This is a genomic window from Rhizobium sp. LjRoot254 (assembly GCF_964254105.1).
GTDB lineage: Bacteria > Pseudomonadota > Alphaproteobacteria > Rhizobiales > Rhizobiaceae > Rhizobium_E.
Window position 1 is genome coordinate 608,101 of the sequence record NZ_CAXUSM020000001.1, and the last position, 18,696, is coordinate 626,796.

An 18,696-nucleotide genomic window follows, 5' to 3' on the forward strand; every position below is an offset into this window, starting at 1 on the left:
TGGCCGGAAATTGCATTCAAGGACTGTGCCTGCGGGATTACCTTTTGGCAAGCTCCAGCGGTGCTGGAATGCGTTCAATGGGAGGAAGCATGCGCGTCCAGGTCGCCATCATCGGCTCGGGTCCATCGGGCCTGCTGCTCGGCCAGTTGCTGACCAATGCGGGAATCGACAATGTCATTCTCGACCGGGTGGATCGCGACTATATCCTCGGGCGTATCCGGGCAGGCGTGCTGGAAAGCGGCACGACGCGGCTTCTGGACGAGGCGGGCGCCGGCGCGCGGATGCATGCAGAAGGGCTCATTCATGACGGCTTCAGCCTGTCGTTCTCGGGACGGCGTCACCGGATCGACCTGAAGCGACTGACGGGCCAATCCGTGACCGTTTACGGCCAGACGGAACTCACGCATGACCTGATGGACCGGCGCGAGGCCACGGGCGGCAAGGCAATCTACAATGCGCGGAATGTGACGCCGCATGATTTCGGTGGTGCGCCTTATGTCACCTACGAAAAGGACGGCGTGACGCATCGGATCGATTGCGATTTCATCGCGGGATGCGACGGCGCTCACGGTGCGTCGCGTGCGGCGGTCGCCGACAAAGGGATGAAGGCATTCGAGCGCGTCTATCCCTTCGGCTGGCTCGGCGTGCTGGCCGATGTGCCGCCGGTCGATCATGAACTGATCTACGCCAACCATATCAGGGGTTTTGCGCTCTGTTCGCAGCGATCGCTGAGCCGTAGCCGCTACTATGTGCAGGTGGGGCTAGAGGAAAAGGTCGAGAACTGGTCGGACGATGCGTTCTGGGACGAGCTTCGTCGCCGCCTGCCGGATGACGTCGCGCAGGCGCTGGTGACGGGTCAGTCGCTCGAAAAATCCATTGCGCCGCTTCGGTCCTTTGTGGCCGAGCCGTTGCGCTACGGTTCGCTTTTCCTGGTCGGCGATGCCGGCCATGTCGTGCCGCCGACCGGCGCCAAGGGGCTCAATCTTGCGGCGTCGGATGTGCATTATCTGTTCGAGGGTTTGCGGGATTTCTATCTCGACAAAACGGACGCAGCCCTCGATGCCTATTCGTCGCGTGCGCTCGCCCGGATCTGGAAGGCGGTGCGCTTCTCCTGGTCGATGACGCAATTGCTGCATCGATTCCCCGACAGCGGCGATTTCGGGCAGCGCATCCAGGAAGCCGAATTGGATTACCTCACGACCTCGCATGCCGCGCAGGAAGCGATGGCCGAGAACTATGTGGGGTTGCCGTATTGACGCCGATTTCGCGCTTTCGATAATTATGACTTAAATAGTCAACTTTAATCTTTACTCGTTTTATCAAGTTATGTATCAGTCGATTCACGAGGATGAAACTCCTGTGAGGGCGGCTGATGGCGAAGAAATTCAATAGGAACCGGCATGGCAACGATCGTGCTGTGGTTGCCCCGACCCCGGCCGAGCCGCCGGGCAGGGTTGGCCTCAGCGGTCGCTCCATTCTTTATGTCGGCGGGCGCGATTGCCAGGTCGCGCATCTCCGGCAGATTGCATCAAACTACGGTGCGGAACTGATCCACCACGACGGCGGATTGCGCGAGGCGGTCTCACGGATCGACACCGTTCTGCCGTCGGTCGAATGTGTCTTCTGCCCCATCGACTGTATCAGCCATGACGCGTGTCTGCGGGTGAAGACCGGCTGCAAGAAGACCGGGACGAGTTTCATTCCGCTGCGCAACGGGTCGAAATCCAGCTTCGAGCGGGCCATGCATGAATTGAGCGAAAGGGCGACGCGGTGACGAGAATTACGGGTGACGATTTCATGCTGGTGGGACTGCACAAGATGGCCGCCGAACGCGGCGACGGCCTAGTGCCGGAAATGCTGGAGATCCTGAAGCGCAGCCGGGAAGGTTTTGACGCGAGCGCCAATGTCATGCATTTTCCCGAGCGCGATATCGAGCCAGTTTCTCCCATGATGCTCAGATCCGCCTCGAACGAGAACAATGTCATCGCCTTTCCGAATGTGCGACGCGGGACAATCAGCCGCTGATTTTGCCGCGAATGGGGGACGCATGAGCCGCATACTTACCCATGACGATCGCGTCGAGGTGCTGCCGATGCTGCCCTCGCTCTCGATACCGGAGACGCGGGATTTCTATCGCCACCATCTCGGCTTTAACGAGATCGTCTATGAGGCCAGCGATTACCTGATCATCCGCCGGGAATTCGTCGGCGAACGGATGGAACTGCATTTCTGGCTGACGGACGATCGGAAGATATGTGAGGTTTCAGCGGTCTATATCCGCGGCGGTGGCATCGATGCGCTGCATGCTGAATTCACCAAGCGGAAGGCACCGAAGCTTTCGGAGATGAAGGTGCGGTCGTGGAACATGGAGGAATTCTATGTCTGGGATCCGCACGGAAACCTGCTGAAATTCGGCCGGAACGCTTAGATATTGGAACCCCTCATCCGGCGCTGCGCGCCACCTTCTCCCCAAGGGGAGAAGCGGTCGCCTGCGGCATCGGCATGGGACTATCTTAAACCATCGCGGTTTAAAATGGATTGAGCCGGGCGCCCCTCGCTCCCGCTTCTCCCCTTGGGGAGAAGGTGGCCCAAAGGGCCGGATGAGGGGTTTTATCGCCTGAAGAGCGCACCAGCCGCAACAGCCACCCAGCCCAATATCATCATCGTACCGCCCGTAGGCGCCGACATCGGAAACAGGCCGTGGCCGAATCGGGTGCGGAAGATGAGGTCGCCGGCGAACAGCAGGCAGCCGATGCCGATCAATGCACTGGCGATCAGCGCGGTGCGGACCTTTTCCCAGCCGATATAGATGCCAAGCAAAGCAGGGGCCTGCGCCATGCAGGCCGTGGCTGCGGCGCTAAAGAGATGCGTGTCGCCGCCATGCGCGGCCAGAGCGGAAAAGATCACGCCACAGGCGCCGACCAGGCCGGCGAGGAAAAGCGTCAGCCGTGGGAAGATCGGATTGTTCGAAGTGCTCATCCTTGGCCTTCATCCTTGTTCTGCATGTGGAAGGCGAGCCGTTCGATCGGCGGCCAGATGATGTCGCGAAGCTTTGGATTTTCGATGGTTTCCTCCATCGCACGGCGGAAGCACAGCATCCATTCGTCGCGCTCGGCAGGGCCGATGGCGGCGCCGAAATGTCGGGAACGCAGGCGCGGATGGCCGTATTTCTCGACATAAAGGGGAGGACCGCCGAGATAACCGGTGAGGTAATCGTAGAGCTTGGCCTCCGAGCCCGAGAGGCTCGCCGGATGGATGGCGCGGCAGTTTTTCGCCTCCGGCAGCGTGTCCATCAGTTCGTAGAAGCGATGGGTCAGCTTCCGCACGGTCGCATCGCCGCCGATGGCTTGATAAAGGGTGATTGTCTCTTCGGTCATGGGTTTCATATGCGGTGATGAACGGCGCCGGTCAATGCGACATGGCGTTCATCCCGAGCGTGTCTGCGACATGCTCTAGGGAAGCGTGAAGGCATCGCTTTCGCCGGCCACCAGTTCCATTGGCCACATTTTCCGGGTCGTGCCGTGCGGATAGAGGCTGATGTAATCTGGCATCGTGGCCAGCAGGGCCTCCGCCAGTGCTTCGCCGAGATCGTGGAGCGAGAGCCGGAAGCTGGTCAGTCGCGGGGAGAGAAAGTTGGAGTTCGGACTGTGGCGCCCGATCACGGCAATGTCGCGCCCGGGCATGACGCCGGCCTCCTGCAGGCCGCGATAGAGGCCGATGGCGATGGATTCGTTGACCAGAACGATTGCCGTGGGTCGTTCCTTCAGCGCCAGAAGGTCTCGCGCGATCTGATAGCCGCCGGCTTCACTGGGCGTCGAGCGGAAGACGCACTCGTCAGCCAGCGACAGTCCGTGGCGCGCCATCGCCTCGCGGCATCTATCGACGAAGACGTAACCGAGGTTCATGTCGTCCTGCGGCCGCGTCACCGCGATCCGGCGATGGCCGTGGGAGACGAGCCGGTCGATCGACGCTTCCGCCATGCCTTCGAAGTCGAGGTCCAGCCAGGACTGCCCGGCTTCGGTCAGGCTGCGCCCGAGCGTCACAAAAGGGATTTTGCGCTTGGCGAGGAACTCGATGCGCGGGTCATGCCGGCGGGTCGCCGAGATGATGACGCCATCGGCAAAACCACGCGACACCATGCGGCGAAGATAGTCGTGCGGGTCTTCGTCCGAGGAGCAGAGAAGGGCGACGAGATCGAGCTTGTGACGGGCGAAGACGGTCTGGACGCCATCGAACACGCTCATGAAAAAGATATCGCCCTGGCCGGTGATCTCGGAACCGGTCTGCATCATGAAACCGATGACACCGGTGCGGCCCTGGCGCAACGCGCGGCCGGACTGGTTGGCGACATAGCCCAGTTCGTCGGCCGCCTCCAGCACGCGTTTGCGGGTATCCGGGTTGACATCCGGCTTGCCGTTGAGCGCACGCGAGACCGTACCGATGGAGATATCGAGATGGCGGGCGAGGTGTTTTATGCCCTTCATTTTCCACGTCCCATGCGCAAAAGACCTCCTCCCCGATTTCCTCTCTTGACATGGATAGCATGTTCCGCATAGTTTCGTAAACGTTTACGGAAGATGTTTTCCGGGCTTCGCACAACCAAGGGAGGGGTTCCGTGCAAAATACTGCGGTTATTTGCGGCTGCGGCGCCATGGCCAAGGGTTGGCTGAAGGCGATAGCCTCGAACGAGAACATTTCAGAGCGCGTGAAGATTGTCGGCCTTGTCGATCTCGACCTCGAGACGGCACGCAAGCTTGCCGAGGAATGTGAACTCGGCGATGTTCCGCTGTTCACCGATCTCGATGTCGCGCTCACCCAACTCAAGCCTGATCTGCTATTCGACATCGTCATTCCCATTGCGCGCCGCGCCGTGGTCGAGGCTGGCTTGAAGCATGGCTGCCACGTGCTGTCCGAGAAGCCGATGGCGAATTCGATCGAGGATGCGCGTCATCTCATTGCCAAGGCCAGCGAAGCCGGCCGTATCCACGCCGTGGTCCAGAACCGCCGTTACATCCCCGGCGTCCGCCGACTGCGTGCTTTCATCGAGAGCGGTGCGATCGGCGAACTGACAGGACTGCATGCCGATTTCTTCATCGGCGCGCATTTCGGCGGCTTCCGCGAAGACATGGACAATGTGCTGCTGCTCGACATGGCGATCCATACATTCGACGCGGCGCGCTTCATGTCCGGCAAGGTGCCCGAGGCTGTCTATTGCAATGAGACCAATCCGGCTGGTTCCTGGTACCGGACCGGCGCGTCGGCCTTCGCGATCTTCGAGATGAGCGACGGCGTGCCCTTCACCTATCGCGGCTCATGGTGCGCCGAGGGCGGCAATACGAGCTGGGAGAGCCAGTGGCGCATCACCGGCACCAAGGGCACGGTGCTATGGGATGGCAAGGATGCGTTCGAGGCGCATCGCGTCGCCTCCGACGAAGGCTTCCTGCGGGAGCAGGAGGAGATTTCCGTACCCGAAGCCGCGAACGCTTCCGAGACCGAGGGACATGCCAGCGTCATCGCGGCCTTCCTCGATGCAATCGACAACGGCACCGCGCCCGAAACGCGGGCCGAAGACAATATCCGCAGTCTGGGCATGGTGATGGGAGCGATCGAAAGCGCCCGTACCGGTCAGCGCGTCACGATCAGGGAAAGTTGAGGACGATGAGCAATCCGGCAAAGGCAATCCGCGTGGGCACGATGGTCAGCGCCAGTGGCGGGCAGGCGGCGGCGCGCATCCGAGAGATCGCCGATCTGGGCTTCGAGAGTTTCGAGCCGTTCTTCTGGCAGACGACCAATGGTCAGAATCTCGCCGAACTGGGAAAGCGTTGCGTTGAAGCGATCGGCGATCGCGATATCACCATTTCGACGCTCGGCATGTTCGGCAATCCGCTCGAGGAGACCGCGATCGACCTCGATACTTTGCAGGGCTGGAAGGATTGCATCGACAACGCGCATCACTTTGGCGCCGCCTGCGTCGCTGGCTTTACCGGCCGTATCCGCGGCAAGGTGCTGACTGACAGCCTGCCGCGCTACAAGCAGGTCTGGACCGATCTCGCCAAGCGTGCCGCCGACAAGGGCATCAAGATCGCCTTCGAGAATTGCGCCATGGATGGCAACTGGCAGACCGGCGACTGGAACATCGCGCATAATCCGGATGCCTGGGAGCTGATGTTCAACGAGACGCCGTTCGACAATATCGGGCTCGAATGGGAGCCCTGCCACCAGATGGTCTATCTGATCGAGCCGATCCCGCAGATCCGCAAATGGGCCTCGAAGATCTTCCACGTTCACGGCAAGGACGCGACGATCCGCTGGGATGTGATCAAGGAACACGGGATTTTCGGCAAGGAAAAGTTCGTCTTCATGCGGACGCCGGGCTTTGGCGATACCAACTGGACCGATGTGATTTCCGAGCTCCGGCTCGCCGGCTGGTCCGGTTCCATCGACATCGAGGGCTGGCACGATCCGGTCTATCGCGATGCGCTTGAAATGACCGGTCAGGTCCATGCGCTGAACTATCTGAAGCATTGCCGGGGTGGGGATTTTGTTGCCGATCCGGGTTGAGTGACCTATCGTGCCCAGGCGCCAGGGAGGAGACCCGTGCGCAGAGGCCGAACAAAAGTTTTTTGGGCGGCGCTGCCGCATTTTTGGGAGGAGAGTATGAAAGCCTTGTCAAGACTTGCACTGGCCCTTGGCGCGTCCATGCTGATGAGCACGGCCGTTTATGCCCAGGAGAAGACCTTCAAGATCTGGTGGTACGAAGCGGCCGATAGCGCAGCCGGCATCACCTGGAAGAAGGCACTCGAAACATTCCAGGCAAAGCATCCCGACGTCAAAGTGCAGTTCGAGCTGAAGACGTTCGACCAGATCACCAAGTCCGGAACGATGATCCTGAATTCGGCCGAAGCGCCGGATCTGATGGAATATAACAAGGGCAATGCGGTCGCCGGCCTCGCCGCCTCGCAGGGCCTGCTGACGGAACTCGACGCCGTCGCCAAGGAGCGCGGCTGGGACAAGGTCCTGACCGATGCCAGCAACCAGCTCAGCCGTTATGACGAGAAGGGCATCTACGGCAACGGCCCGCTGATCGGCGTCGCCAACTATGGTGAGTTCGTCTCGGTCTTCTACAACGAAGACATGTTCAAGGCCGAAGGCGTCGCCGTGCCGACGACCCTCGAAGAGATGGAAAAGGTGATGGATGTCTTCGTCAAGAAGGGCATCACCCCGATTGCCGAAGCCGCCAACGACTATCCGGCACAGCACCTGATGTATCTGTTCGCGCTGTCCAAGGCCGATGCGAAGTGGGTCAGCGATTTCCAGGCAGTGCGTGCTCCGCTCGATACGGCGCCGTTCGTCTATGCCGGCCAGAAGCTGCAGGAATGGGTCTCGAAGGGCTATATCTCGAAGGACTCGACCGGCCTCAAGGCGCCTGACATGGCGAACCTCTTCGAAACCGGCAAGTCGCCGATGGTGGTGACGGGCACCTGGTACGGTGCTCAGTTCGGCAAGATCAAGAACTTCAAGGCCAACCAGTTCCTGTTCCCGGGCAATGTGATTTCGCCCGCCTCGACCGGCAATATCTGGGTCGTGCCGAAGAACGCCAAGAACAAGGACCTCGCCTACGAATTCATCGACATCACGCTGTCGAAGGAAAACCAGGCGCTGTTCGGCAATTCCGGCGGCCTGCCGATCGCGGCCGATCCGGCCGACGTCACCGATCCGGTCGGCAAGATCGAGGTCGAGCTGTTCAACAAGCTCGTCGCGCAGAACGGTCTCGGCTTCTATCCCGACTGGCCGGTCCCCGGCTACTACGACGTCATGCTGAAGGCGACCCAGGCGGTTATCGGCGGCTCCGTGACGCCGGAGGAATTCGCCGAGCGCCTGAAGGAGCCCTATGACGAAGTGCAGGGCGACCAGTAAGTCCTGATTGATTTGGTCGGCGGGCGAAAACGTCCCGCCGGTCTACCGAGAAAAGGACCGAGGTCATAGAAGATGACATCGGAGCATGCATCTTGCTCCCACTTCTCCCCTTGGGGAGAAGTGGGAGCATAAGCGAGGCGATGAGGGGTTCCCAGAGGCGTATTCGGCGCTTCGCGCAACCCCTCATCCGGCCCTGCGGGCCACCTTCTCCCCAAGGGGAGAAGCGGAGCAAGCGAAGCGGGAGAAATCATGTCCGATACAGCCGTCGGCGCACAGCCAAGCAGGGTCTACTGGCTCTACCTGATCCCCGGAATGATGGGTTTCATCGCCATCATTCTCATACCCTTCGTCATGAATCTGGTGATCAGCTTCACCACGTGGAAGGGCATCGGCATTCCGAAATTCGCCGGATTGCGCAACTACGAACGGCTGCTCACGGATGACACGTTCTGGCATTCGCTTCTCAACACGGTCGCCTTCGTCTTCGCCATGGCGATCATCCCGACCGCGATCGGTGTGCTGCTCGCGGCACTGCTTTTCGATTACATCAGTTCGCGCTTCTCCAGCGCGCTCGCCAGCTTCTTCAGGGCCGGTTTCTACCTGCCGCAGATCCTGCCGGTTTCGGCAGCCGGTATCCTCTGGGGCTGGATGCTGAACCCATTCGGCACCGTCAATGCCATTCTCGATGCGGTCGGGCTTGGCGGCATGAAGCAGAACTGGCTGGGCGATCCCAATTTCGCGCTGCTCTCCCTCATGGTCGTCATGATCTGGCTGCAGCTTGGTTATTGCCTCGTTGTCTTCATGTCGGGTCTCGCCCGTGTCGACCCGTCGCTGCAGGAGGCGGCTGAGCTCGACGGCGCAACGTGGTTGCAGCGGTTCTGGACGATCACCGTGCCGTTGCTGAAACCTGAGATATTCGTGGTCGGACTGACGACGACCATCGCCGCGCTCAAGGTCTTCGCGCCGGTCTTCGTGCTCACGACGGGCGGTCCGGACAATGCCACCATGGTCCCGTCGCAGATGTCCTACCACCAGTTTTTCGCCACCAATCGCGTCGGCTACGGTGCCGCCATCACCACCGCCCAGATGCTGATGACGCTGGTGATCTGCTTCATCTTCATCCGCATCCAGGCACGCCACACGGAGAATGATCGATGAGCGACGCGACCATATCACTCGGCGTCTCAAGCAAGATCAGCCGCGCGCCCGCTTCGTCAGGCACGATGCATGGATATTCTCGCTGGTGGGTGCTGGCGGCCGTCAGCTTCGGACTGATCCTGTTCCTCTGCCCCTTCGTGCTGGCCTTCACCAACGCGATCCGGACGCCGGAGGACTACGGCACCTATGGCCCGCTGGCCTTTCCGCGCAGCTTCGACCTCACGGCGCTCCGCACCTTCTGGAACAATGTCGAATTCACCCAGAAGCTGATCAACAGCACGATCATCAGCGCATCGACGGCGGTCATCGCCGTGCTGATCAGCCTGCTCAACGCTTATGCCTTCGGGATCGGCCGGGTTAAAGGCAACAGATGGATGCTGACGATCCTGCTGATCGGCATCATGATCCCGCATGAATCGCTGATCTATCCGATCTACTATCTCTCCAAGGCGATCGGCCTGTTCGACACGATCTGGTCGGTCATCATCGTCTTCTCGGTGCTGCAAAGCGCCTTCGGCACCTATCTGCTCTCGTCGGTCATGACTGCATTTCCGCGCGAGATCATCGAGGCGGCCGAGATGGACGGCGCGACGCCGTGGAAAATCCTCTGGACCATCGTCGTGCCGATGCTGATGCCGACGCTCGCCGTGCTCGCGACCTTCTTCTTCATCTGGACGTGGAACGAGTTCCTGCTGCCGCTGGTGCTGCTGGTGTCGAACTTCAACCAGACCGTCTCGGTTTCGATGGGCGTGCTCAACGGACAGTTCGTACAGACGCCGACGACAACAGCTGCGGCGGCCCTCCTCGGCATCGCACCGACCCTGATCTTCTTCCTCATCTTCCAGCGCACGCTGACGCGCGGCATCGCGGTGGGGGCGGTGAAGTGATGGTACTCGCGATGAAAAAGACCCCGCCCCAAACCCCTCCCCACAAGGGGGAGGGGCTTAACCCGCGGCATCGCCCTCTACAATCTTCGGCCGTGAAGCGCGGTACAACGCTGCTTGGGGCGTCGACGGGGCCGCAGGTTAGCCCCTCCCCCTTGTGGGGAGGGGTTGGGGCGGGGTCTTTCTTTCATGCCCCGCATGCTCTCTTCTCCCGCAGCAAAGGTCGCCGCGTATGAACCAGGATATCCAGATTGAACTCTCCGGGATCGAGAAACATTACGGCGCCTATCACGCGCTGAAGAACATCAACCTGACGATCCCGAAGGGCCAGTTCGTGGCGCTGGTCGGCCCCTCGGGCTGCGGGAAATCGACCCTTCTGCGCTCGCTTGCCGGGCTCGAACAGATCACCGGCGGCACGATGAAGATCGCCGGCGACGTGATGAACGACGTGCCGCCGCGCATGCGCGACATTGCCATGGTGTTCCAGTCCTACGCGCTCTATCCCCATATGACCGTCGAGCAGAACCTCACCTATTCGCTGAGGATGCGGAAAGTCCCGAAACCCGAGGCCAGGCGCAAGGCCGAGGAGGTCGCGGCAATCGCCGGCTTGACGGGGCTTCTCGATCGCTATCCGCGCCAGCTCTCCGGCGGCCAGCGCCAGCGCGTCGCGATGGGTCGCGCCATCATCCGAAACCCCAAGGCCTTCCTGTTCGACGAGCCGCTCTCCAACCTCGATGCGGCGCTGCGCGTCTCGATGCGCAAGGAAATCCGCTCGCTGCATGACCGGCTGGGCGCGACCTCGGTCTATGTCACGCATGACCAGATCGAGGCGATGACCATGGCCGACCATGTCGTCGTCATGCGCGAGGGGGTGATCGAACAGCAGGGCGCGCCGCTGGAACTTTATGACCGTCCCGCCAATCGCTTCGTGGCCGGATTCATCGGCTCACCGGCGATGAACTTCGTCAATGGCATCGGGCTTGGCGGCGAGATGATCGAGCTCGAGATATCAGGTAAGCCGAGGATTACGGCAGGGCAGGCCGTCGAAGCCAGACGCAAGGTCGTGGCGGGCTTGCGCCCCGAGCACCTCACGGTCGTTCACCAGGGCGAGGGTGGTTTCGAACTGCCGGTGACGATGATCGAATCGACGGGATCGCTCACCTATATCGTCATGGGAAATGACCCCGAACTGACGCTGGTCGAACAGGGCCGCGAACGGGTGAGGCCGGGCGATAAGCTGCGTGTGGAAATCCGTCCGGCGCTTGTGCATCTCTTCGATCCCGAGACCGGAAAACGGATCTGATCGAACATTTCCGCGCGTGAATGGTTTTCCAGTGAGAGCAGGCCTTGCGAGTCGCTCAGCAAGGTTTTATTGTATCAAAAATTGAAAGCGCTTTCAAATTCTCGAAGGCGTTTCAGCAAAGACAGCAGGAGACAGGACATGGCCATCCGGACAGTGGTTTGGGGCGAGAATATCCACGAGCGTATAAACGCGGTGGTCGCCGAGATCTATCCCAAGGGGATGCATACGACGATCGCCGATGCGCTCAACACCGACAGCGCGATTTCCGCCACCACGGCGACTCTTGAGCAAGACGAGCACGGTCTACCGCAGGCGCGGCTCGATGAGACCGATGTATTGATCTGGTGGGGCCACAAGGACCATGGTGCCGTCAATGACGAGATCGTCGAGCGTGTCGCCAGGCGCGTGCAGGAAGGCATGGGCCTGATTGTTCTTCATTCCGGCCATTTCTCGAAAATCTTCAAGCGCCTTATGGGTACGCCCTGCGCCCTGAAATGGCGCGAAGCCGGCGAGCGCGAGCGGCTATGGGTTGTCAATCCCGGCCATCCCATTGCGCAAGGCGTAGGCGATCATTTCGTCATCGAATACGAGGAAATGTATGGCGAGCACTTCTCCGTGCCTGAACCGCTCGAAACCGTGTTCATCTCCTGGTTTCAGGGCGGTGAAGTGTTTCGCTCGGGCATGACCTGGCGCCGCGGGCTCGGCAATATCTTCTATTTCCGCCCCGGCCACGAGACCTATCCGACCTATCATCAGGCGCCGGTGCAACGCGTGCTCCAGAACGCGGTAAAATGGGCCTATAATCCGCTCAATACTTACAAGGCCGTTCACGACGCGCCGAACGTGCCGGTCGAAAAGGCGCTGGAGCCGATCGTCGAACGCGGCCCCAAGCTGCATGCCGCGGGCGAAGAAGGCTACAAGTGAGCCAGGGACGGGAGAGCTGACATGCGCCTTCTTGTTCTGGGCACCGGCGGCATGGCCAACAACCATGCCGAAAACTTCAAATATATCGAGGGCGTGGAGATGGTCGCGGCGGTCGACGTCGACCCCGCGCGTGCGGCAATGTTTGCGGAGAAGCACGGCATCGGCCGCACCTTCACCTCGCTTGATGATGCCATCGCATGGGGCGAGTTCGACGCGGTGACCAATGTCACGCCCGACCGCGCGCACTACCCCACCACGATGCGGCTCATCGAAGCCGGCAAGCATCAGTTCTGCGAGAAGCCTCTGGCGGAAAACTATATCCAGGCCCTGGAAATGACCGAGGCCGCGGAGGCCGCCGGTATCGTCAACATGGTCAATCTCACCTATCGCAATGTTGCGCCGCTACAGCGGGCACGTGAAATGGTGCGATCGGGCGATATCGGCTTCGTCAAGCATGTCGAGGCCTCCTATCTGCAGAGCTGGCTCGTTTCCAAGCAATGGGGCGACTGGCGCACCGAGAGTCAGTGGCTGTGGCGGCTCTCCACCGCCCATGGTTCGAACGGTGTGCTGGGCGATATCGGCATCCACATCCTCGATTTCGCGTCCTACGGCGCAGGCCTCGAGATCGGCCACATCTTTGGCCGGCTCAAGACCTACGACAAGGCCGATGGCGGCAAGATCGGCGAATATACGCTCGACGCCAATGACAGCTTCGTCATGTCGGTGGATTATTCGAACGGCGCTCTCGGCGTCATCCACGCCACCCGCTGGGCCGCCGGCCATTACAACGACCTGCGTCTAAGGATCTACGGCGACAAGGGCGGCATCGAGGTGCAGCACACGCCGAAGGGTTCGGCGCTGCGGGCCTGCATCGGCGAGGACGCCGAGAGCGCCGAATGGGACGAGATCGACGCCGGCACCGTGCCGACCAACTATATGCGCTTTGCCGACGCCGTGAGATCAGGCGTCAACGGCGAACCGGATTTCCGCCATGCCGCGACACTGCAAAAGGCGCTCGACCTCGCGTTCCTCACCGACAAGGAGCGCCGGGAGATGGCCCTCTGAGCGGCTTCGACCAGCCTCGCTAAAGCTCGATTTGCGAACCTTACCCCGGTTTTGCCCTCCCACCTCATGCCGGGAGCGGCCGGGGACGTTTCGATATGAAAAAAGTGCTGTTTGTGATCCCGCCCTATTTCAATGCGGCGGATTATCTCGACAAGTCGCGCGCATCCGTCCTGCCGGCCTTCACCATTCCTTATGGCATCCTTTCGATGGAGGCCTATCTCACCCGCTACTGCACCAATCTCGAGGAAATCCGGCTTGTCGATTTCAACCTCACGCTCAAGCGGCTGGTCGAGGAGCGCTCGGTCGATAATTACGAGCGGGTGTTCAATGCCGAACTTGTCGAGATCCTGAAGGACTTCCAGCCCGATATCGTCGGCATCTCGGCACTGTTCAATTCGTCCTTCGGTTACATCCAGTCGCTTGCCAAGGCGGTCAAGGATTTCGACCCCAACATGCTGACGATCGGCGGCGGCGGCCTGCCGTCGGCGGCCTTCAAGCTGATGCTGGAAAAGTGCCCCGACCTCGATGCCATCTGCAAGGGCGAGGGCGAGTTGCCGCTCAAGGAACTGATCGATTCCGACGATCCGGAAACGGTGATCCGGACACATCGTTCCTGGGTCAACCGGGAGTCCGCTGCCAAGGGCAAGCAACCGGGCCACAGCTTCATCGACAATCTCGATGACATCCCTGAGATGAACTACGGCATGGTCGATCTCAATGACTACAACAACCGCGGCATCGACAAGCGCTATGTCGATATGCCGAAGCGGGAAATGGCGATCCACACCTCGCGCGGCTGTCCCTTCCTTTGCGTCTTCTGCTCCAACCCGTCGCTGCATGGCCGCGACGTGCGCTTCATGACCATCGAGCGGATCATCAAGGATGTCATCCGTATGCGCGACGAGTTCGGCATGACGGTGCTGCTGGTTGAGGACGACCATTTCTTCCACGACAAGGAACGCGCCAAAACGCTGCTGCGGGAACTGGCCTTGCTCGGTATCCGGCTGGAGTTTCCCAATGGCGTGGCGGTCTACGCGATCGACGAGGAGGTCGCCGACCTTTTTGCCAAGGCTGGCGTGTCGGCTGTGGCGCTTGCCGTCGAATCCGGTTCCGACCACGTGCTCAACAACATCATCAAGAAGCCGCTCAAGAAAAAGCTGATCCGCCCGGCCGTCGAGGCGCTGCGCAAGTTCAATGTCCGCAGCCATGTCTTCATCGTCACCGGCCTGCCCGGCGAGCAGGACGAGCACCGGGCCGAAACTCTTGAGATGCTGATCGAGAACGGTTTCGACTGGGTGCATGTCTATCTGGCGATCCCGATCTTCGGCAGCCGGCTCTACGATATCTGCGTCGAGAACGGCTATATCGAGAATACCGACAACGACAATTTCGTGGCGACCAAATCGGTCATCCGCGCCCCCGGCGTTGATCCGGTCAAACTGGAAGCCTACGCCTACGAGACGCAGCTGCGCGTCAATTTCATCGAAAACTACAATATGAAGATCGGCAATTACGGCGTCGCGGTCCATTATATGAAGAACGTGGTGTCGAAATATCCCGACCATGCCTTCGGCCATCTCTACATGTCGCGCTGCTACCAGGGCATGGGCGAGCTGGAATTGGCGCAGGAACACGCTGCGACCGCGATCGAAATCTTCGAGCGCGATCAATGGTGGCGGGATCTCGCGGTGCGCTACGACGTGGATATCCCCTCGCTCCTGTCGTTCCATCTCAGGCAGGCCGCACCGATCCAGATCGAAGCCATGCCGCTTCTCGGCGCCTCGGCCTGAAGGCTTTCGCATGATGCCAATTAGGCATTGAAGAACGCCCGCGAACAGGCTATGAGACCGATACCGGCAAGGTGGAATCTCCTGAAATTTCCACCTCGAAGCACCCGTAGCTCAGCTGGATAGAGTGTTGGATTCCGATTCCAAAGGTCACAGGTTCGAATCCTGTCGGGTGCGCCAGTTCGGTTCAAGCTGCTGAAAATCGATGATTCTAAGCTCGTGCGTATGGCGCGGCTTAACTTCGGCCGGCCGTCCGAAGTTCCAGAAATCTGGCGTAACGCGTCAAGGGATAGCAGAGGCAGAAATAGATCACCGCGACGAGGCCATAGACCGTGAACGGTTCGAAGGTCGCGTTGTTGATGGCGTTGGATGTCTTGACCAGCTCGTCAAAGCCGATGATCGAGGTCAGCGCAGTGCTCTTGATCAATTGCACCAGAAAGCCGACGATCGGGGCGCGCGTGATCGTGAAGGCCTGGGGCAGGATGATCAGGCGGAGCTGCGATATGTAATGCAGGCCGAGGCTTTGGGCGGCGTCCCATTGGCCTGTCGGCAGGGACTGCACACCACCCCGCCAGATTTCCGCCAGATAGGCGCTGGCGCAGAGCGTCAGTCCGAGCGCCGCCGCCGTCCATGCCTCGATGCGAAAGCCGAGCAACGGCAGGCCGAAGAACAGCAGGAAAAGCTGCATCAACAGCGGCGTGCCCTGAAACAGGCCGATATAGTATTCGCCGCATCGGCGCAGCCATGGGCGCTTGGATATGCGCAGCAACAGGATGAGAATACCGACGATCGCCCCACCCGCGAAGGCCACGATCGACAACAGGATGGTCCAGCGCGCGGCAAGCAACAGATTGCGGACGATGTCCCAGAGGGTAAACTCGATCACGCCATGCCCCCCGGTATCACCTTCCGGCCAGCGGCAAACAGCAGTCTGCGCAGAGCGATGCTCAAGCCGAGATAGACCAGCGTGATGATGAAATAGGTCTCGAAGGCACGGAACGTGCGGGCCTGCAGCATATCCGCCTCGTAGGTCAATTCCCGCACTGCGATCTGCGAGACCACGGAGGATTCCAGCATCATGATGACGATCTGGCTGGTCAGCGCCGGGAAGATGACCTTCAGCGCCTGCGGCAGGACGACCTTGATGAAGACCTGCACCGGCCTCAGGCCGAGTGCAGTCGCGGCTTCCTTCTGGCCCGATGGAACCGCATCGAGACCGGCCCCGACGATCTCCGTCGTGTAGGCGGTCATGTTGAGCGTCATGGCGAGCATCGAGGCAACGACCGGATCGAGCCGGATGCCGAAGCGCGGCAGGCCGAAGAAGATGAAGAACAACTGGACGAGAAAAGGCGTGTTGCGGATCACTTCGACATAGGCCGAAATCGCACTACGCAATATCCGGTAGCGGCTGCGCCTGGCAGCCGCCCCGAGAATGCTCAACACAATGCCGAGCACTGAGGTCACCGCGATCAGGAAGATCGTCATGACCGCGCCGTTGGCAATTGCTCCGACCGCTGCTTCTAGCCAGCCGAAATCGAGCGCATAGCCCATCCTCAATCCTTGAGGTTGTCAGGATTGAGCGGCACCTTCAACCAGGCCTCGGAGCTTTTGCTGAGAGAACCGTCGGCCAGCATCTTGGCCACCGTGTCATCGACAAGCTTCTTGAGGCGATCCTCGCCCTTGTTGACGGCCATATGCGAGGGCGACGTCATCAGCTGGAACTTCTGCTCGGGCTTCAATGCGTCCTGCTTTGCCAGCACCTGGGCACCGACGTCGTTGCCGACGACCATCAACTGCGTCTGGCCCGATATGAAAGCCTGGATGACGGAATTGTAGTTGTCGAATCGCTTGATATCGACGTCCGCCGGAGCCGCCGCGGTCAGCGACGTGTCTTCCAGTGTGCCGCGATTGACCGCGACGCTCTTGCCGGCGAGATCTGCCGCAGCCTTGACCTCGAGGGCAGCAGGACCGATTACGGCGATATAGTAGGGTGCGTAGGCCGCGGCATAATCGAGAACCTCGGCACGTTCCTTGCTATAGCCGACGCTCATCAGCAGGTCGACGCGGCGTTCCGTGAGGTAGGGAATACGGTTCTGGCCGGTGACGCTGACCGGAACGAGCTTGACCTTCAGCGCATCGGCAATCGCCTGGGCGACATCCATGTCATAGCCCTTGAGGCTCATGTCGGCGCTGGCGGACGAGAATGGTGGGAAGTCGGAGAAAACGCCGACATTCAGGACGCCGGCCTTGGCGATATCGTCCAGCGCATCAGCCTTCGCGCCGTTCGTTGCCATGGCAAGAATTGCACCGCCGAGTACGACGATTGCCGCGAGCGATGATTTCAATGTGGATTTCGTTGTCATCTTATTCCCCTTTTTGAGTTGTTTAGAAGTTGGGCTTCGCGTCAGCTGCGATACGCATTACCGGATCGCATTTGGCCAAGCTTCAAAGATCGTGCTTCGAGCCCTGCGAAGGGCAGCGGAAGTTCACACTTTGAGGCATTTCCCAGCTTTTTTCCCTGTTCTGCATATTAGGTGGTAAATCGAATTGAAAATCAATTGACAATGTTGTTGGCTATGATGTGAGAAAAACTCACACGTCGTTCCATTCGGAGAGCCGCCTTTGTCAAACCGTCTGCCGCCGCTCAACCCATTGAGAGCCTTCGAGGCGACCGCGCGGCGCGGATCGGTTTCGGCCGCCGCGCGCGAACTCAACGTGACGCACGGCGCGGTCAGCCATCAGATCCGGGCGCTGGAACTCTCCTTCAATGTCTCGCTGTTCGTTCGCGGCGGCAAACGCCTGAAACTGACCCCGCAGGGCGCTCTTCTGCTGCCGGCCGTCACGCATGCATTCGGAGAAATCGCGGCAGCGACGGCGGCGATGACGCGGCCGACGACCAGCGGGCAGTTGCGATTTGCCTGCGTGCCGGCGCTGCTGTCGTTCTGGATGATCCCGCGCTTGCATGAGTTCACCGACCAGTATCCCGATATCAGCCTGACGCTGGTCGCCTCGAATGACCTGGCACAGCTCCATTCGCCCGATATCGATCTCTGCCTGCTTTATGGCAATGGCGACTGGCCGGACCACTGGTCGCGGCTCTGGAGTCAGCTGGTGCTGTTTCCCGTCGTCAGCCCAGCGCTGTTGAACATGCAGCCGCTTCGCACAATCCGCGATCTCAGCGATCACGTCATCCTGCATGCGGATGACGGGCGGGAATGGAACACGTGGCTTGCCGCTGCCGACAGCGAGGTGATACCGCGCCGGCGCCAGCATTTCATGAGCGACGCGCGTCTTTCGACCGAAGCGGCGCTGCACAATCAGGGGGTCGCGCTGGGCGATACGATCACCGTCGGCGGCCTGATCGCCAAAGGCGAGTTGATTGCGCCGTTCGACCTGACGGTTCCCGCCAACAATGCCTTCTACGTCGCCTGCCGCAATGACGTCCGCGCCGCGCCGATCGTCAAGGTCTTTATCGACTGGCTGTTTTCAGCACTCGAGAGCGATCCCATGCCGGAACCGCAACATACCGCACGTACGTTGATCCGCGCCCGGGCGCCCTTTGTGGGCACGCCGGAGTGACACTCGTCCGTAGTTCAGCAGGTAAAACGGATTGTCAGGGCAGTGGAAAACGCGCAGCCACTGACGCAGATCTGGATCA

General features: G+C 60.4%; 20 protein-coding genes and 1 tRNA gene. 15 read left to right on the plus strand and 6 right to left on the minus strand.

Annotated features, from left to right (window positions below):
* The first annotated feature begins 89 nt into the window (after window positions 1-89).
* The 4 genes from pobA (at window position 90) to ACSQ26_RS03080 (ending at window position 2,428) form a co-directional block, all read left to right on the plus strand.
* Entirely contained in the window at window positions 90-1,256 is a 1,167-nt protein-coding gene (gene pobA / locus ACSQ26_RS03065; protein WP_436006161.1) for a 4-hydroxybenzoate 3-monooxygenase, read from the plus strand.
* Between the two features lie 116 nt (window positions 1,257-1,372).
* Complete coding sequence (locus tag ACSQ26_RS03070; protein ID WP_436006163.1) at window positions 1,373-1,774, plus strand: DUF2325 domain-containing protein; 402 nt, start codon at window positions 1,373-1,375, stop codon at window positions 1,772-1,774.
* On the plus strand, window positions 1,771-2,025 hold the full coding sequence (locus tag ACSQ26_RS03075) for a hypothetical protein (protein WP_436006165.1): 255 nt from the start codon (window positions 1,771-1,773) through the stop codon (window positions 2,023-2,025). Before ACSQ26_RS03070 ends, ACSQ26_RS03075 begins: the two co-directional genes overlap by 4 nt.
* Window positions 2,026-2,047: 22 nt before the next feature.
* Entirely contained in the window at window positions 2,048-2,428 is a 381-nt protein-coding gene (locus ACSQ26_RS03080; RefSeq protein WP_436006167.1) for a VOC family protein, read from the plus strand.
* Between the two features lie 182 nt (window positions 2,429-2,610).
* Here ACSQ26_RS03080 and ACSQ26_RS03085 read toward each other — a convergent pair whose 3' ends face one another.
* The 3 genes from ACSQ26_RS03085 to ACSQ26_RS03095 form a co-directional block, all read right to left on the minus strand.
* The gene (locus tag ACSQ26_RS03085; RefSeq protein WP_436006169.1) at window positions 2,611-2,979 is read right to left on the minus strand and encodes a DUF423 domain-containing protein; all 369 of its coding nucleotides are present in this window, start codon (window positions 2,977-2,979) and stop codon (window positions 2,611-2,613) included.
* Window positions 2,976-3,377, minus strand: coding sequence for a group II truncated hemoglobin (locus ACSQ26_RS03090; protein WP_436006171.1), 402 nt, complete (start codon window positions 3,375-3,377; stop codon window positions 2,976-2,978). Before ACSQ26_RS03090 ends, ACSQ26_RS03085 begins: the two co-directional genes overlap by 4 nt.
* Window positions 3,378-3,452: 75 nt before the next feature.
* On the minus strand, window positions 3,453-4,484 hold the full coding sequence (locus ACSQ26_RS03095) for a substrate-binding domain-containing protein (RefSeq protein ID WP_436006173.1): 1,032 nt from the start codon (window positions 4,482-4,484) through the stop codon (window positions 3,453-3,455).
* A gap of 131 nt (window positions 4,485-4,615) precedes the next feature.
* On the opposite strand from ACSQ26_RS03095, the gene ACSQ26_RS03100 reads away from it, so the two are divergent.
* From ACSQ26_RS03100 to ACSQ26_RS03145, 10 genes are all read left to right on the plus strand, one after another.
* Entirely contained in the window at window positions 4,616-5,653 is a 1,038-nt protein-coding gene (locus tag ACSQ26_RS03100) for a Gfo/Idh/MocA family protein (RefSeq protein WP_436006175.1), read from the plus strand.
* A gap of 5 nt (window positions 5,654-5,658) precedes the next feature.
* Window positions 5,659-6,561, plus strand: coding sequence for a sugar phosphate isomerase/epimerase family protein (locus ACSQ26_RS03105; RefSeq protein WP_436006177.1), 903 nt, complete (start codon window positions 5,659-5,661; stop codon window positions 6,559-6,561).
* Between the two features lie 96 nt (window positions 6,562-6,657).
* On the plus strand, window positions 6,658-7,917 hold the full coding sequence (locus ACSQ26_RS03110; RefSeq protein ID WP_436006179.1) for an ABC transporter substrate-binding protein: 1,260 nt from the start codon (window positions 6,658-6,660) through the stop codon (window positions 7,915-7,917).
* Window positions 7,918-8,166: 249 nt separating this feature from the next.
* Window positions 8,167-9,075 carry a carbohydrate ABC transporter permease gene (locus ACSQ26_RS03115; protein WP_436006181.1) on the plus strand — a complete coding sequence of 303 codons (909 nt, stop codon included), beginning with the start codon at window positions 8,167-8,169 and terminating at the stop codon, window positions 9,073-9,075.
* The gene (locus tag ACSQ26_RS03120; RefSeq protein ID WP_436006183.1) at window positions 9,072-9,962 is read left to right on the plus strand and encodes a carbohydrate ABC transporter permease; all 891 of its coding nucleotides are present in this window, start codon (window positions 9,072-9,074) and stop codon (window positions 9,960-9,962) included. Before ACSQ26_RS03115 ends, ACSQ26_RS03120 begins: the two co-directional genes overlap by 4 nt.
* 229 nt (window positions 9,963-10,191) lie before the next feature.
* The gene (locus tag ACSQ26_RS03125; RefSeq protein WP_436006185.1) at window positions 10,192-11,262 is read left to right on the plus strand and encodes an ABC transporter ATP-binding protein; all 1,071 of its coding nucleotides are present in this window, start codon (window positions 10,192-10,194) and stop codon (window positions 11,260-11,262) included.
* Between the two features lie 138 nt (window positions 11,263-11,400).
* Complete coding sequence (locus ACSQ26_RS03130) at window positions 11,401-12,186, plus strand: ThuA domain-containing protein (RefSeq protein WP_436006187.1); 786 nt, start codon at window positions 11,401-11,403, stop codon at window positions 12,184-12,186.
* Between the two features lie 21 nt (window positions 12,187-12,207).
* Complete coding sequence (locus ACSQ26_RS03135) at window positions 12,208-13,251, plus strand: Gfo/Idh/MocA family protein (protein ID WP_436006189.1); 1,044 nt, start codon at window positions 12,208-12,210, stop codon at window positions 13,249-13,251.
* 95 nt (window positions 13,252-13,346) lie between these two features.
* Window positions 13,347-15,041 carry a radical SAM protein gene (locus ACSQ26_RS03140; RefSeq protein WP_436006191.1) on the plus strand — a complete coding sequence of 565 codons (1,695 nt, stop codon included), beginning with the start codon at window positions 13,347-13,349 and terminating at the stop codon, window positions 15,039-15,041.
* A 100-nt stretch (window positions 15,042-15,141) separates the two neighbouring features.
* Window positions 15,142-15,218 (plus strand) — tRNA-Arg (locus tag ACSQ26_RS03145).
* A gap of 55 nt (window positions 15,219-15,273) precedes the next feature.
* Here the strand turns inward: ACSQ26_RS03145 and ACSQ26_RS03150 are convergent.
* From ACSQ26_RS03150 to ACSQ26_RS03160, 3 genes are read right to left on the minus strand one after another with little or no spacing between them, the layout of a single operon-like run.
* Window positions 15,274-15,924: an amino acid ABC transporter permease gene (locus ACSQ26_RS03150; RefSeq protein WP_436006193.1), complete on the minus strand. Its 651-nt coding sequence runs from the start codon at window positions 15,922-15,924 to the stop codon at window positions 15,274-15,276.
* Window positions 15,921-16,589 (minus strand): amino acid ABC transporter permease, encoded by a 669-nt coding sequence (locus ACSQ26_RS03155; protein ID WP_436006195.1) that lies wholly within the window; start codon window positions 16,587-16,589, stop codon window positions 15,921-15,923. The genes ACSQ26_RS03150 and ACSQ26_RS03155 overlap by 4 nt, the downstream gene beginning before the upstream one ends.
* Before the next feature lie 2 nt (window positions 16,590-16,591).
* Window positions 16,592-17,401, minus strand: a complete 810-nt coding sequence (locus ACSQ26_RS03160) for a transporter substrate-binding domain-containing protein (protein ID WP_436006197.1) — start codon at window positions 17,399-17,401, stop codon at window positions 16,592-16,594.
* A 259-nt stretch (window positions 17,402-17,660) separates the two neighbouring features.
* Between ACSQ26_RS03160 and ACSQ26_RS03165 the strand changes: the two genes are divergently transcribed.
* The gene (locus tag ACSQ26_RS03165) at window positions 17,661-18,617 is read left to right on the plus strand and encodes a LysR substrate-binding domain-containing protein (RefSeq protein WP_436006199.1); all 957 of its coding nucleotides are present in this window, start codon (window positions 17,661-17,663) and stop codon (window positions 18,615-18,617) included.
* Window positions 18,618-18,696 lie beyond the last annotated feature (79 nt).

Bases quoted from the DNA above. Each gene is read 5' to 3' on its own strand.
- ACSQ26_RS03070 (WP_436006163.1), top strand. From the start codon at position 1,373: ATGGCGAAGAAATTCAATAGGAACCGGCATGGCAACGATCGTGCTGTG.
- ACSQ26_RS03130 (WP_436006187.1), top strand. From the start codon at position 11,401: ATGGCCATCCGGACAGTGGTTTGGGGCGAGAATATCCACGAGCGTATA.
- ACSQ26_RS03140 (WP_436006191.1), top strand. From the start codon at position 13,347: ATGAAAAAAGTGCTGTTTGTGATCCCGCCCTATTTCAATGCGGCGGAT.
- ACSQ26_RS03080 (WP_436006167.1), top strand. From the start codon at position 2,048: ATGAGCCGCATACTTACCCATGACGATCGCGTCGAGGTGCTGCCGATG.
- ACSQ26_RS03125 (WP_436006185.1), top strand. From the start codon at position 10,192: ATGAACCAGGATATCCAGATTGAACTCTCCGGGATCGAGAAACATTAC.
- ACSQ26_RS03115 (WP_436006181.1), top strand. From the start codon at position 8,167: ATGTCCGATACAGCCGTCGGCGCACAGCCAAGCAGGGTCTACTGGCTC.
- ACSQ26_RS03090 (WP_436006171.1), bottom strand. From the start codon at position 3,377: ATGACCGAAGAGACAATCACCCTTTATCAAGCCATCGGCGGCGATGCG.
- pobA (WP_436006161.1), top strand. From the start codon at position 90: ATGCGCGTCCAGGTCGCCATCATCGGCTCGGGTCCATCGGGCCTGCTG.
- ACSQ26_RS03095 (WP_436006173.1), bottom strand. From the start codon at position 4,484: ATGAAGGGCATAAAACACCTCGCCCGCCATCTCGATATCTCCATCGGT.
- ACSQ26_RS03120 (WP_436006183.1), top strand. From the start codon at position 9,072: ATGAGCGACGCGACCATATCACTCGGCGTCTCAAGCAAGATCAGCCGC.
- ACSQ26_RS03135 (WP_436006189.1), top strand. From the start codon at position 12,208: ATGCGCCTTCTTGTTCTGGGCACCGGCGGCATGGCCAACAACCATGCC.
- ACSQ26_RS03155 (WP_436006195.1), bottom strand. From the start codon at position 16,589: ATGGGCTATGCGCTCGATTTCGGCTGGCTAGAAGCAGCGGTCGGAGCA.
- ACSQ26_RS03160 (WP_436006197.1), bottom strand. From the start codon at position 17,401: ATGACAACGAAATCCACATTGAAATCATCGCTCGCGGCAATCGTCGTA.
- ACSQ26_RS03105 (WP_436006177.1), top strand. From the start codon at position 5,659: ATGAGCAATCCGGCAAAGGCAATCCGCGTGGGCACGATGGTCAGCGCC.
- ACSQ26_RS03110 (WP_436006179.1), top strand. From the start codon at position 6,658: ATGAAAGCCTTGTCAAGACTTGCACTGGCCCTTGGCGCGTCCATGCTG.
- ACSQ26_RS03085 (WP_436006169.1), bottom strand. From the start codon at position 2,979: ATGAGCACTTCGAACAATCCGATCTTCCCACGGCTGACGCTTTTCCTC.